Annotated in this window: 8 protein-coding genes; 4 read left to right on the top strand and 4 right to left on the bottom strand. The window is 66.5% G+C overall.

What is annotated here, in order from left to right:
• The first annotated feature begins 54 nt into the window (after positions 1–54).
• Positions 55–1911, top strand: a complete 1857-nt coding sequence (locus AArcSl_RS07055) for a glycoside hydrolase family 13 protein (protein ID WP_119816941.1) — start codon at positions 55–57, stop codon at positions 1909–1911.
• Positions 1912–1929: 18 nt separating this feature from the next.
• Here AArcSl_RS07055 and AArcSl_RS07060 read toward each other — a convergent pair whose 3' ends face one another.
• Positions 1930–4068 (bottom strand): glycoside hydrolase family 15 protein, encoded by a 2139-nt coding sequence (locus AArcSl_RS07060; protein ID WP_245883392.1) that lies wholly within the window; start codon positions 4066–4068, stop codon positions 1930–1932.
• A 109-nt stretch (positions 4069–4177) separates the two neighbouring features.
• Between AArcSl_RS07060 and AArcSl_RS07065 the strand changes: the two genes are divergently transcribed.
• Positions 4178–5239: a TrmB family transcriptional regulator gene (locus AArcSl_RS07065; protein WP_119816944.1), complete on the top strand. Its 1062-nt coding sequence runs from the start codon at positions 4178–4180 to the stop codon at positions 5237–5239.
• 50 nt (positions 5240–5289) lie between these two features.
• Here the strand turns inward: AArcSl_RS07065 and AArcSl_RS07070 are convergent, their stop codons facing one another.
• Together AArcSl_RS07070 and AArcSl_RS07075 are read right to left on the bottom strand one after the other, a co-directional pair.
• Entirely contained in the window at positions 5290–7101 is a 1812-nt protein-coding gene (locus AArcSl_RS07070; RefSeq protein ID WP_119816947.1) for a PAS domain S-box protein, read from the bottom strand.
• 303 nt (positions 7102–7404) lie between these two features.
• The gene (locus AArcSl_RS07075; RefSeq protein WP_119816950.1) at positions 7405–7740 is read right to left on the bottom strand and encodes a carboxymuconolactone decarboxylase family protein; all 336 of its coding nucleotides are present in this window, start codon (positions 7738–7740) and stop codon (positions 7405–7407) included.
• Positions 7741–7961: 221 nt separating this feature from the next.
• Here AArcSl_RS07075 and AArcSl_RS07080 point away from each other — a divergent pair, with 221 nt between their 5' ends.
• Together AArcSl_RS07080 and malQ are read left to right on the top strand one after the other, a co-directional pair.
• Positions 7962–12551, top strand: a complete 4590-nt coding sequence (locus tag AArcSl_RS07080; protein ID WP_119821798.1) for a glycoside hydrolase family 15 protein — start codon at positions 7962–7964, stop codon at positions 12549–12551.
• Positions 12548–14071: a 4-alpha-glucanotransferase gene (gene malQ / locus AArcSl_RS07085; protein WP_119816953.1), complete on the top strand. Its 1524-nt coding sequence runs from the start codon at positions 12548–12550 to the stop codon at positions 14069–14071. The genes AArcSl_RS07080 and malQ overlap by 4 nt, the downstream gene beginning before the upstream one ends.
• A gap of 19 nt (positions 14072–14090) precedes the next feature.
• On the opposite strand, the gene AArcSl_RS07090 is transcribed toward malQ, so the two are convergent.
• Positions 14091–14537 (bottom strand): ferritin-like domain-containing protein, encoded by a 447-nt coding sequence (locus AArcSl_RS07090; RefSeq protein WP_119816955.1) that lies wholly within the window; start codon positions 14535–14537, stop codon positions 14091–14093.
• Positions 14538–14776 lie beyond the last annotated feature (239 nt).

Below are 14776 nucleotides of genomic sequence, written 5' to 3' on the forward strand. Positions count from 1 at the left end.
TTCGGTCCCGCGCTCGGAGAACGGTTTTTTGTTCCCACCTCCGCGAACCCGACTATGGCGATACTGCGGGAGGCGGTCCATCACCGGCCCGAATGCGAGTACGCATACGCTCACGACGAGTCGACAGTGCACGTCAGGCTCCGGACGAAGCGAGGGGACCTGCGGCGGTGTCGGATCCTCTACGGCGACAAGTACGACTGGCCCGACAGTGCGGAACGAAAGCGGATGCGAAAGGTGGGCAGCGACGAGCGGTTCGACTACTGGCAGGCCGCAGTGGAGCCGCCACACCGGCGGCTCTGCTACGCGTTCCACCTCTCGGAGGGCAACACCGACGAAAGCCGGAGCGGTGGTGTAGACGACGAACAGCTGTGGCTCACGGAGTGGGGATTCGAACCGGGTTCAGCCGACGGGCTACCGACGGCAGGGAAGACGGAGCCGCGCCACTACTTCGAGTATCCGTATCTCCACCCGGCGGACGCCAACGATCCGCCGGAGTGGGTGAGCGACGCCGTCTTCTATCAGATCTTTCCGGAGCGGTTCGCGAACGGCGACCCCGACCGTGATCCGGATGACGTCGAAAAGTGGGGCGAACTGCCCGATCGCGACAGCTTCTTCGGCGGCGACCTGCAGGGGATCGTCGACAACCTCGACTACCTCGACGGCCTCGGGATCACGGCGCTGTATCTCACCCCGATCTTCGAGGCCCCCTCGAACCACAAGTACGATACGACCGACTACATGCGGATCGATCCTCACTTCGGCGACGAGGAGACCTTGCGACGGCTCGTGGACGGGGCGCACGACCGCGGGATGCGGGTGATGCTCGACGCCGTCTTCAACCACTGCGGCTGGACGTTCGAGCCGTTCCAGGACGTCGTCGAGAACGGGCCCGACTCGGAGTACACCGACTGGTTTCACGTCAACGAGTTCCCGATCGAGTTCGAACCGCGGCCCAGCTACGACACCTTCGCGTTCGTCCCGCAGATGCCGAAGCTGAACACCGAGAACCCCGAGGTTCGGGAGTACCTCCTCGAGGTGGCCACCCACTGGGTCGAGGAGTTCGGGATCGACGGGTGGCGTCTCGACGTCGCAAACGAGGTCGACCACCAGTTCTGGCGGGAGCTACGTCGGGAGGTGAAGGCGATCGATCCAGAGGTCTACATCCTCGGGGAAGTCTGGCACGACGCGCGTCCCTGGCTCCGGGGAGACCAGTTCGACGCCGCTATGAACTACCCGTTCTCGGAGGCGGTACACGCGTTCCTGACGGAACGGGAGATCGACGCGGGGAGGTTCGCCGACAAAGCCACCCGGTTCCTCATGCGACACCCCGATCGGACGAACGGGGTGCTGTTCAACCTGCTGGGGAGCCACGACACGCCGCGGCTACGGCGCCGGTGTGACGACGATGAACGGTGCGTCAGGCTCGCGTTGCTGCTGCTTTTCACGTTCCGGGGCGTGCCGTGCGTCTATTACGGTGACGAAGTGGGGATGACCGGCGGAGATGACCCGGACTGCCGGCGGCCGATGGTGTGGGACGAATCCGAGCAGAACACCGCGTTGCGTCGGTTCCTCGAGGAGCTAATCGAACTACGCAGCGACCACCGGCCGCTTCGCCGGGGGCGGGTACGTTTCGACCGCGACCGAACGAGCCGGGAGGTGCTCGTGTTCCGCCGCATCCTGCCGGGGGACGGCCCCGGCGACGGAGACGCCGATCGCGAAGAGAACGGCGACGGTGAGGACGCGATTACGGTGGCCATCAATCGCGGGAACGAGCCGGCGGTGGTTCCGCTCGAGGACGAACGCGGGACTTTCCTGTTCGAGACTGGGGAAGCGATGGGGGACGGTTCGCAACTGGAGATCGGCGACGGGACCGTCGTCATTCCGGCACGCGGCGGCGGCGCGTGGACGTAGCCTGCCGCAGGATCAGCGTCAGTCGGTCGTAACCGGTTCGCCGTCGGAATGAAGAAGTCCCCGCTCGGCCAGGCGCACGCGGGTCGAAAGCCGGATCGCGTGGGGCCAGCCGAGCGGCGTGGCGCTGTCGGGCGTGCCGTCGTCGAAGAACTGTTCGGGAAGGTACCCGGTCGGCGCCGCGAGCGGTCCGTCCGGTTCGATCAAGCCGAGCAGATCGCGGGCCCGCGTTTTCCACTCGTCGGCGCGGGGATCCCCGCGGTCGGCCAAAAGCGCCGACAGTTCGGTCGCCGCGTCGGCACCCCAGGCCGTCGACACTGTCCACAGTTTCGCGTCGGACTGATCGTCCCGCCGCCACTCGTCGCCCTCGTACCGGACGAGCCCCTCGACCGCGCTCTCCTCGGGATCCCGGTAGAGGCCGTCCAGAACCCCATCGACGTGGGAGACCAGCCGGTCGAGCCGCCGGTCGTCGACGCCGGCCTGTCGATCGGACGCTGCCAGCCGATCGTACGTTCGGTGTGCGCTCGCGAGTGCGAGCGACGCGGAGTCGTACCGGGGATCGAGGTCCCCCTCGGAAGTCTCTCGCATCGCGTAGGTCCCCCGCTCTTCGACCCAGAGGCGACTCAGGCCGTCATACACCGGATCGGCCCGTTCCCGCGCCCGTTCCCGGAGGTCGGGGTCCAGCGACTCGGCAGCCGCGACCGCGGCGTACGCCTCGAGGACCGTCGCCGCGGTGTGGGCGAACCGACCCGCGGCGTCCTCCCAGGCGTTCTGACAGACCGTCGGGAGCCCGTCGTCTGCGAGCGTGGCATCGAGCCCCTCGACGCCGGCGTCGACGGCGTCCTCGACGCGCCGGGCGAGATCGTCGTCGCCCCGGTCGATCCGGCCGTGGACCCGCGCGAGAAACGATACGACGCTCGCGGTCTGGTCGATCTGGTAGTCGTCGTTGCCGCCGGTTTCGATCCGGCTGTTCGCCCAGCCGGGCGCGAGCGATCCGTCGACGGGCCACACGCGGTGGGGCCAGGTGCCGTCCGACAGCTGCGTCCGGCAGTACATCTCGGCGTTGCGCCGATGTGTGTCGTCCAGCCCCAGTCCGAGGAGGTCGTCGACCACAAGCAAGAACCCCGAAACCTCCGCGTCGTCGCGGAACCAGGTGTAGCCGTACCCTCCGGAGTACCGGTAGGCGGGATCGAAATCCGGCCCGGCGATCCGGAGGCCGCTGGGCGCCGAGAGCAGCGAGAGCACCCGGAGGTCCGCAACTGCACCGTCCCGACCGGGGAGAGCCGACGGGAGAACGCTGGGATCGATCGCGGCGTCCGTACCGTGACTCTCGGACGGGATTGCTGCCCGCAGCAGGGTATCGGGATCAGTCCCGCGGTCGAACAGCTCGCGGATCCGGTTCAGGGCGCGCTCGCGGGGGCGTTCCCGCCGGTCGGTGAGAAGTGAGAGTAGCGTTACCGCGTCGCCATCCGGGACGATCCGAACCGTGATCGACGGCGAGAGCCGCTCCTCCTCGTATCGATCGGCTCCGGTCGGCAGGCCGCCGTCCTGAACCGACCCGGACTGGAGACCCCGGCCGACGTACCCCGCCCGGACTCCGTCGAACCCGGCGTCGCTCGCGAGGAAATCCGCCTCGGACGCGTGGAACACTTCGATCGCGTCCGGGGAGCGGAGCTGTCCGACCCGGTCGGTTCGACCGTCGGGGGAGAACTCGACGGACGCGAGCACTGCGGTCTCGTCTGCAGCAGAACTGGGTAGCCCGTCGTCCGAATCGGAGAGATCCGAGAGATCGAATCGCGTCAGGTGTGCACGCCCCGCTGTGAGATCCAACCTGCGGACGTCCCCGATAGCTGTTCGATACAGCGTCTCGACGGCCGCCGTCTCTCCCACGTAGCGCTGGGTGGTCTCACACTCCTCGAAACGGACGGTCGTATCCCCGGCAACGAGGACAAACCGGGATCGTTCGATCCCCGAGAGCCCGGAGAGCGGATAGCCGAAATCCCGCAGTGACCCGTCGGGACGGACGTGAACGAGGCGATCGCCCGTCCCCGAGAACAGCCCGTCCGTGGTCCGGCGCTCGCCCGGGAACCGGGCGGTTGGCCCCTCCCGGTCCTCGGTCGCGTGGCCCCGGCCGCCGGTCGAAGCGTCGCGATCACTCATCGTACGCCCACAGGCACCCCTGTGCTTTCAATCTTTGGTGTAATTTTAATTCACACGTTTCCACAGGGAAGACCGACCCACATAAGTGATCTGTGGGTCGTGTAGGCGTATGGACGAGTCCACGCTGGTCGATCTCCTGGGTCGGTTCGGCTTCTCGGACAAGGAGATCGACACGTATCTCACGCTTCTGGCCCACGGGGAGGCGACCGCAAGCCAGATCGCCGACGCGGCGGGCGTCTCCAAGCGCTACGTCTACAGCGTGGGCGAAACACTCGAGAAGCGGGGGTTTGCCGAGGTGAACGACCACGTCGTGCCGACCGTGATCCGGGCGAAGCCGCCGGAGGAGGTGATCGAGAACCTCCAGTCCGACGTCGAGGCGATGCGCCCCGGACTAACAGAGCGGTACGCGGAGGTGGAGCCGACGGCCGAGCAGTTCGAGGTGGTCAAATCGCGGGTAACCGTCCTCAAGCGGATCCGAACCCTCATCGACGAGGCAGAAACCGAGCTGGTGTTGTCGCTGCCGCTGTCGTACCTGCCGGACGTTCGCGAGGAGCTTTCCGACGCCGTCGACAGAGGGGTGCTGGTGTTGCTCATCGCCAGCGACGTCGACGACCCGTCGGAGCTCGCAGACACCCTTCCGGAGCTCGGGGAGATCGCCAGCGTCACCCGGACCTGGAGCGAGCCGATGCCGACGATGCTCGCTGTCGACAGCCGGATCGGCGTGCTGGCCCCCATGGAGATGCTGGTGCGATCGAACTCCGACCGCCAGGCGATCGTCTTCACCCAAGAACAGCTCGGTCCCGTAATCGTCGGCTCCTTTCTGGGCAACTACTGGCCGGTCGCCGAGGAGGTGGCAGTCGTCGATCCCGCACCGCTGCCCCGGACGTTCAGTGACTTCCGTCACGCCGTCCTCCAGGCGACCCGCCACCTCCGAGCGGGAACCGACCTGCGGGCGAGCGTCGAAGGGCGCACGACGGCCGACGACGAACCCACCTCGATCGAGGGGCGCGTCGTCGACGTCACACAGGGGCTGATAGTGCCCGCGAACAACGAGTTCCCGGTCGAACACTCGCTGACCCTCGAAACCGAAGACGGAACGGTCACGGTCGGCGGACCCGGGGCGTTCGTCGAAGACGTGGAAGCCAGCGACGTGACGCTTCTGACGGGGTGAGCGCTCTTCGACCCCGGTCGGCTCGGGGGGACGATCGGGCAGTCGATGGCTCACTCCCCGCGACTGAGTTCGATCGTGACCAGGTTCCCCTGCGGTTCGACCGCCCGAACGGTGAGCGATCCACCCGAACGGGTGACGATCCAGTACACCAGCCACAGCCCCAGCCCGCTGCCGTGTGAGAGCTGGTTCGGTGGTCGACCCTCCTCCAGGATCGCCCGGTCCATCTCCGATATCGCGGGGTTCTGGTCTCCGATCGAGACGTGGATCGACTCGGCCGCTTCGGTGACGCGGACCTCGACGGACGGTGCCTCGCTTTCGGCGTGTTCGACCGCGTTCTCGAGGAGTTCGTCGATCGCCTCCCCGAAGTTCGGCGAGGCGATGGCGAGCGCCGACTCGGGAGCCACCACGTCCACGTGTGCGTTCGGGTGACGCTTCCCGAGCCATTTTGCGGCCGTTCGACACCCCGCCGCCACGTCTACCGGTTCCCTGTCGGAGCGCTTCCTGAGGATCTCGGTGACCGCCCTGGATTTCCCGGCGGTCTCGAGCAGCCGTTCGACCGGGGCGAGGATCCCGTCGGCCGCGTCCGCGATCTCCCCGTCTGTTTCCTCGCGGATCTGCTCTGCCCGGCCGTGGACGACGTTCAGTTCGTTTCGAATGTTGTGCCGGAGGATCCGGTCGACGACCTTGAGGTGTTGCTCCCGTTCGGCCTCGTCGGTGACGTCCCGCATGATCGCGACCGATCCCCGGACGGAATCGGAGTCGTCGGAAGCGTCCCCGGAACCCTCGATGTCGGCGATGCCGTCGTTCCCGATGGGATAGTATCGGATGTCGAGAATCCGATCTCCCTGTTCGGCGTGGGTTCGCTGCATCCGGTACCTGACCGAGTCGCCCCCGAACACCTGCTCGATCCGATCGCCAGCAATCTCGTAGGTTTGTTCACCCAGAACATCCCTCAGTGTGAGGCCGTCGACCGAATCGGGATCGATGCCGTGGAACGTACAGTACGGCCCGTTGGCGAACAGGAGGCGTTCGTCGGCGTCACACGCCGCGATCAGGTCGTACGCCCCCTCGACTGCGCTCTTGTACTGGGCGAGCTGCGCTTCCCGGTTTTTGAGATCGGTGAAGTCGCGGCAGATCGCAACCGTGCCCGACAACGATCCGTCCGCATCGTAGTATGGGTACCGAAGCGTACTGAACGAACGTCTCTCGTCGGTCCGAGAAAACGACGGGGTAACCTCATAGGAGATCGGCGCTTCGGTTTCGAGAACTGCCCGCTTCCGGTCGGCGATGAACGCCGCAGACTCCTCGTCCATGAACGCGGACTCGTCACGGCCGATCAGCTCCGCGGTCGACAGTCCGGTGTAGTCGGAAACTGCCTCGTTTACCACCACGAAGTTGCCGTCGAGATCCTGCAGCATGACCGGATCCTCGAGCTGCTGGATGATCGTCTCGTACACGTCGAGATCGCTGGAGAGGCGTTTGTACTCCGTGATCTCGTTTTGAATCGCGACGAACCCCGAGACCTCACCGGTCCCGTTTTCGATCGGCGCGATCGTCTGGTTGGCGTAGTAAATCCCCCCGTCGGACCGGCGATTCGGAACCTCCTCGCGCCACACCGCCCCATCGAGGATGGTTCCCCACATCCGTTCGTAGTACTCCTCGGAGAGCTGTCCGGACTTCAGGATTCGCGGGTTCCGACCGACCGCCTCGTCGGCGTCGTAGCCGGTGAGTTCCTCGAACGCCGGATTGACGTACTGAATGGTGCCGTCAGTGTCGGTGAAAAACACCGCCGAGGCGGACTGTTCGACCGCCCTTCGGAAGCGATCCAGGTCCTGTGAGCCAGCGGACGGTGTGTGAGTCATGAGTGAGGCAAAACGAAACGGGCCACGACCGGACCGCCGATGAACATTCGGGCGAGAACCTTGTTCTGGCGGTGAGATTGCGTTGGTGAGTAATTATCCCGGAAGTGTATAAACCTTTCGTGATTTATATCTATCTGTGAAAAAAAGTAGACGTCGCCGAGAGGGACGAACGAGTACGATCGAAAACCGGGGTTCACATCCCCGTCGCGTCCTCGTCGATCACGTCTCGTCGATCACGTCTCATCGATCACGTCTCGTCGATCACGTCTCGTCGATCACGTCTCATCGATCACGTCTCGTCGATCACGTCTCGTCGGTCACGTCATCGATCCAGGTCATGGCGGCTATCGCCTTCGGGAACCCGATCGTCGGAATCGCGAGGATCGCCGCGTGTTTTAGCGTTTCGGGATCGATCCCCTCCTCGAGTCCCCGCCGGACGTGCGAGTGGACCGCACCCTCCGAGCCATCGGCGATCGCGAGCGAGAGTTTGACCAGTCGCTTGGTCTCGCCGTCGATGGGCCCGGCTTCCGAACAGGCCTTTCCGAGTTCGGCGTACGCGTCCCACACCTCGCGGTTCTGTTTCGCGAACTCGCCGGCCGATGCGGGCAACTCCTCCGGGTCCTCGATCTCGTCGGACATATTGTGTACTGTTCTCACGGAGTGTAACATGTCTTTCCCCGTCGGAGACGTGTGCAGGCAACGTCGACAGTTCGACCGAAATGATTACTACCGGCGTAGTACTTATCCGTCACATACACGCATCCGATCTCGGCAGACGATGACGGGATCCCGTGGAGCGAGGCACCGGATCGACAGACCATGGCGGACGGAACGCGGGCGGAACACGGACGGAACACACGATGCGCAAAGCGTTACTCGAATACACACGCGAAAGAGAAGCAGAGGAGTGGTACCCGGGGGAACGTCGATCGACTGACGGCCTTTTCAGTGGCGACGCCGGGCGACTGGTCTACGTCGATCGGGACGGATCTCTGCGGGACTATTCGGCGGCGACACTCGGGCTACACGGGATCGAACGCTCGCGGCTGGGAGTCCGCTCCCGCGAGGGAACGACCTGGTTCGACGGGATGGAGACGACCAGACAGGCGTACGACGGCGAGACGACCGTGGTCGTGACCGAACACGACGCGGACTCGTACACGATCCACCAGTACGACTACACACTCGATGGATCCCACCTCACCCACTTCGAGTTCCGTGGGGACGTTCCCGACCGGGCACGGATCGTGGCGGCGATGCGGTTCACGCCGGACGGACAGGATCGAAGCACTGGACTGCTCCGTCACGAGGACGTTGTCGAACTGTTTCACGACGCCGAACACGACTACGTAACCGCCTCGACGGGCTTCGACCGGGCCGTGGGGCATCCACCCGGTGAGTTCGACTCGCTGGAATCCTTCGACTCGCTGTGGTCCGGAGCGGAAACAGTCACCGACGAGTCTACTGGCAGTGAGACGACCGACGGCGAACACCGCGAGTACGCCCGCGAGGAGAACGGCGTCCATCGTCCGCTTTCCGACACAGTCCTCCTCGAGGTACCCCTGTCGGACGACGGGGAGTTCCTGCAGACGACGCTCGTCAGCCTGCTCGTCGACCATCGGGAGACCGAACGCGAGGACGCGCTGGCCCGCGTCAGGGCCTTCGCCGATCACTACCAGACCGACCGTCAGATCCGCAACCGCGCGATCTCTGCGGTCGACCCCGACGTCTCCGGCGTTCCACACCGCGAGGCGATCCGGACGGACCTCAGGGCGATTTCGCTGTTGACGGCACGGACCGGCGCCCGGATCAAGGGCCCCGAATACGATCCGTATCACGTCCACTCCGGCGGCTACGGCTACACGTGGTTCCGGGACGACGCTGCGATCGCCCGACGGCTGCTCGCCCTCGAAGAGACGTTCGGCCTCGATCTCGGGGATCGCCACGCGGACGCCTGCGGATTTTACCGTCGAACCCAGCTTCCCGACGGAAGTTGGCCACAGCGGGTGTGGGCCCACAACGGATCACTCGCGCCGGGGTGGGCGAACGACCGCGTCTCCGGTGAGGGGCGGACACACCAACCGGACGGGACCGCGGCGGTCACCGCGTTTCTGGCGACGTATCTCCGGACTGCTAGCGACATCCCCGAGCGTGCCGGCGCGATCGAGGGAACGATCGAACGCGCAGTCGAGGCGCTCGTCGACGACCTCGACGATGACGGACTCCCCGGAAACTGCCAGGGCGTCTGGGAAACGGAGATCGGCCGCTTTACCCACACGGCCGCGGCGTTCCTCGAGGCGTTTTCGGCGGTCGCTCGTGCGCCCGTAGACGAGGAACTGGCGAGGGAGGCGCGACGCCGGGCCGACGGGATCTACGAAGGGCTGGACGACAGATGGCTCGACGAGGGACGATACGCCCGCAAGCCGGGTGACGACCGGTTCGACGTCGCCACGCTCGCGCTGGTGGGCGCCCACAGAGAGTACGCCGCCCTGGTCGACGGGATCGGTGCCGAACGGCTCGACCGGCTCCGGTGCCACGTCGAGACCGCGATCGAGAGACTCCGACGGGACGGCGAAGACGGCGTCGCCGGGCTGGCACGCTACGAGGGCGACGACTGGCGTCGCCCGCCCGAAGCAGACGAGAAGCTCTGGCCGCTCGCGGTCGCGTGGGCTGGGGAAGCCAGCGCCGACCTGGGTGTGCTCCTGGAATCGGCCGGCGAGGGCGACGCCTCCGCGACCGCCTTCGAGCGCTCCCGCGAACTACTTTCATTGCTCGATCCCGACGGGCCGCTTTCGGGCCCGGGCGGCTCGCTTCCCGAACAGACGTTCGACGACGGAACGCCAGACAGCGCCGTCCCGTTCGGCTGGGCGCACGCCCTGCGTGCCGGAACCGTCGCCCGGCTCGCGGCCGCCGACGCCATCGGCGACGAGGCCGAACCGACGCAGGTGACCGGCCCGGCGGGCCAGTCGACGTGGACCACCGGCGAGACGCACGGCGTCGGGACCGCCTGCGATCACGACACGTCGGATCCCTCACGCGTTTGGTTCACGCTGACGGAGGGGGCCCTCACGGAGCCCAGGTTCCCCCGCGTCGACCTGATGAACTTCCGGACGATCGACTTCCTCGTCGTCGAGGCCGATCCCGAGTCGACATACACCGCACGGACGCACAACGAAACGCGAACCGACGACGACGCCGAGACGATCTCGCGGACGACCGAGATGGTCGGCAGCGAGGGGCCGGTGTACAGACAGACGATCGAAGAAGCCGGCCGCAACGGCCACGAGTGGGAGCTGATCGTCGAGTACGTCGCCGACCCGGGAAGCGAGTCGCTCCTGTTGGACGTGAGCTTCACCGCCCACGACGGCAACGGCTACGACGTGTACGTGGTCGGAAACGCGGCGCTTTCGGGGTACATGCGCGGGACAGCCGCCGAAACCGTCGACGACGGCGACGGGTACGCGCTCGCCGCCAGCGAGACGGGCGCCGCCGCCGAGCCCGCGATCGTCGACACCGACGGCGAGCCGTACCGGGTCGCCGCCGCGATCGCCTCGCGACGACAGTTCGAGTGGGCGACGGTCGACCGGTCGGGAAGCGACGCGCTCGTCGGCCTGTTCGTCGACGGTACCGTCCCCGAACCTCGGCCCGAGACCGATCCGGGACACGCCGTGCTCGTCGGCCGGCTCGGGACCGACGTCGGCTCGCTCGCGGACGTCGTCTCCGTCGGGTTCGCCGAGGACGGCGACACGGAGGCCGCGCTGACCGAGGCCCGAAGCGCGCTCGATACCGGCTACGTGTCGGTTCGGGACGCGTACCTCGATGGCTGGCGGTCGTACCTCGACCGGTTCGAGCCGCCCGAGTGCGTCGCCGAAGACCCGGACCTCCGTCGACAGTACCGCGCAGCGATCGCGGTGCTGAAAGCCGTCGAGGACAAGACGTTCCCCGGCGCCGGGATCGCGAGTCCGTCCGTGCCGTGGGGCGAGGCGGTCGACGCGACCGAACCCCGCGACTTCGGCTACAACTTCGCGTGGGCCCGCGACCTCTATCAGGTGTTCACGGCGCTGCGGGAGATCGGCGACGTCGAAAGCGCCGTCGACTCCCTCGAGTACATCTACGAGTACCAGCAGCGCGTCAACGGCTTCCTGCCGCAAAACACCTATCTCGACGGCCGGACGCGCTGGGGCGGCGAACAGCTCGACAACATCTCGTTCCCGTCGGTGATGGCCTATCAGCTCGCAGAGCACCACGGAATCGGCTTCGATGCGGTGAGCTACGACTACGGCAACGTCCGCGGTTCCCTGGAGTACCTGCTTCGCTCGGGCCCCAGATCGGGCCAGGAGCGGTGGGAGGAGGAGGCCGGCTACTCGCCGTCGACGATCGCCGCCGAGATCGCGGGGCTCGCCTGCGGGGCGACGCTGGCCGACGGAGAGGGCGAACGCGCCGACGCACTTTCGTACCTGGCCCATGCCGACGACTGGCGCGTCCGCGTCGACGACTGGTGTGCCACCACGGGCACCGGACGGTTCGAGCCGGCGCCGTACTACGTCCGGATCACTCGCAACGGAAACCCCGACAGCGGCGTCCGCCGCGAACTAGCCAACAACGGGCCGACGCTGGACGAGCGAGAGATCGTCGACGCCGGCTTCCTCGAACTCGTCAGGCTGGGGATCCACGATCCCGACGATCCACTGATCGAAAACTCCGTGGCTGTCGTCGACGACGCGATCCGGGCGGAGACGCCCCACGGCCCGGCGTGGTACCGGTACAACGGCGACGGCTACGGGGAGATCGGGGAAACCGAACCGGACGAAGGTGCCCCCTGGGGAACGAACCGGAACGGGAGCGGTCGCCTGTGGCCGATCTTCACGGGCGAGCGCGGCGAGTACGAACTCCAGCGGGGGACCGACGACGGCGATTTCGATCCCCGGGCGCTGCTCGAGACGATGGCGGGGTTCGGAAACGACGGCCGGATGTTGCCCGAACAGGTGTGGGACCGGGAGTACCCGACCGACTACGGCTGGGAGTTCGGCGAGGGGACCGGCGCCGCGACGCCCCTGGCCTGGAGCATGGCCGGCTTCGTCAGGTTGGCTCACAGCATCGACGCCGGCGAGCCCGTCGAGACCCCGCGGTTCCTCGCCGAGCGATACCGCGAGGGCGACGTCCCCGAGGGGCCGTCGCTTTCGATTGCCGATCCGAACGTCGACGTGGACGACGACGGAACGACCGTCGTCACGGTGTCGGGGGAAACCGACGGCGACGATGTCGTCGTCTGGGCGCCGAGCGAGACGGCCTGGGTTCCGGTCGACGCCGGGGCGTTCGAAACCTCCCTCGAGGTCGAGCCGGGCGCCGACGAGATCCGCGTGATCGCCGCGAGCGACGCTGCCGAGTTGGTGGACGTCGGAACGACGTTGGCGACGGTCGTCCTCGGAGACGGACACGAGGACCGATGACGGACTTCGATCGCCGTTCGGGCGTGTTCTGCCATCCGACCGCGCTTCCCGGCCCCGGCGGGATCGGGACGCTCGGCGAGCCCGCTCGCGGGTTTCTCGACCGGATCACGGAGGCCGGCCAGTCGCTGTGGCAGTTGTGTCCCCTCGGGCCGACCGTCGGGATCCACGGTAACTCGCCGTACCAGACGTGTTCGGCGTTCGCGATCGATCCGCTGTTGATCGACCTCGAGGATCTGATCGAACGGGGTTTGCTCTCCGGGAACCGCGTCGAAACCGAACGCGACGATGCCCGGCTGTCCGACGACCGCGTGGACTACGACGCGGTCCGGAAGTACAAACGACCCCTGCTCCGGGAGGCGCACCGGAACTACCGGGACCGACGGCCGACCGACCTCGTCGAGAGTATCGAGGCGTTCGAATCGCGGGCGGAGTGGCTCGACGACTACGCGCTGTACCGCGCCCTGAAAAGGCGGTTCGACGAGCGTTCCTGGACCGACTGGCCGGAGGAGTTCCGACTGCGGGAACCCGACGCGCTCGAACGTGCCCGCGAGGAGCTTGCAAACGAAATCAGCTATCGAGTCTTCCTGCAGGCGGTCGCCCACGACCAGTGGTATCGACTCCACGAGTACGCCACGGACCGCGGGATCGACGTCGTCGGCGACGTGCCGATCTACGTCGCGCTCGACAGCGCGGACGTGTGGGCAAACAGGGAGCTGTTCGAACTCGACGCCGACGGGGAACCCGCCGTCGTCGCCGGCGTGCCCCCCGGAGACGACGACGACGGCCAGAAGTGGGGAAATCCGGTGTACGACTGGGACGCGCTGGCGGCGACCGGCTACGAGTGGTGGGTCGACCGGATGGCCTGGACCCTCGATCTCGTCGACCTCGTCCGCCTCGATCACTTCCGTGGATTCGAGAGTTTCTGGGCGGTTCCCGTCGACGCTCCCGCACGCGAGGGGGAGTGGCGACCGGGGCCCGGCCGCGACCTGTTCGAGACGATCGAGCGGGCGGTCGAAACGGTCTCGGAGGGGCTGCCGGCGATCGCCGAGAACCTGGGTCACGTCACCGACGAGGTGGAAACGCTCCGCCGGGAACTCGGCGCTCCGGGGATGAACGTCATGCAGTACGCCGACTGGTGTACCGAGGATCACGGCTACCAGCCCCACACCTACGCCGCAGACAGCGTGGCGTATCCGTCGACACACGACACCGACACCGTCTGCGGCTACTACGAGGCGCTGGGGGAGGATCAACGCGACTGTCTCCACTACTACATGGGGACTGACGGGAGCGAGATCCACTGGGAGTTCATCGAGGCGGCGTGGGGGAGCGATTCCGTGTTCGCGGTTGCGCCGCTTCCGGATCTGTTCGGACTGGGAAGCGAGGCTCGGTTCAACACGCCCGGTACCGCCGACGGGAACTGGGAGTGGCGGTGTCCTGCGGCACTTATAACAGCGGAGTTCCCCACCGAGCGGCTCCGGGCGGTGACCGACGGAACCGACAGGGTAACACTGAACTGATACTACCGGGTGTCGCGAGTCACTCGTACTCGCGCTTGAAGCTGAGGAACTCCGCCTTGTGCGCCTGCTCGTCGGCGAGCAGTTCGACGGCGAGATCCTCGGTCACGTAGTCGTCGGCCTCCGCGGCGGCCTCGACGAGCGCCTCGTAGGTCTCGATCGCGTCGCTTTCGGCCCCGATGACACCCTCGATGACCGAGAGGACGTCGGCGGTGTCTTCGGGAGGTTGAAGCGACTCCTGGGAGGGGGTGAACTCCATCGACGCCGGGGGACGCTCGTCGTAGTAGCGCAGCCGGTAGCCGAGTTCCTGGGCGTGGCCGAGCTCCTCCTCGATGTCCTCCTTCAGCGACTCCGCGACCTCCTCGCCGCGGATCGTCTCGAGCAGAATCGCGTTCGCGGTGTAGTTCATGACCGTCTCCATTTCGTCGACGTACGCCTGCTTGAGCAGGGCGATGACTTCGTCCGACATTACGCCGAAACCTTGGGCCTGTAGCCTGAAAGTAGTACGTATTTCGCTGTTCGAACCCACGAACGGTTTCAACGGCCCGAATCCAATCGACGATGAGTCCGGATCCAATCGACGATGAGTCCGGATCCAATCGACGATGAGTCCGGATCCAATCGACGATGAGTCCGGATCCGATTGGCGGTAAACTGCCCCGGAGTTTCCCGTGGATCCATGGCTCTCCAGCACGAAGAAACGAACAG

Source organism: Halalkaliarchaeum desulfuricum, from assembly GCF_002952775.1.
Lineage (GTDB): Archaea > Halobacteriota > Halobacteria > Halobacteriales > Haloferacaceae > Halalkaliarchaeum > Halalkaliarchaeum desulfuricum.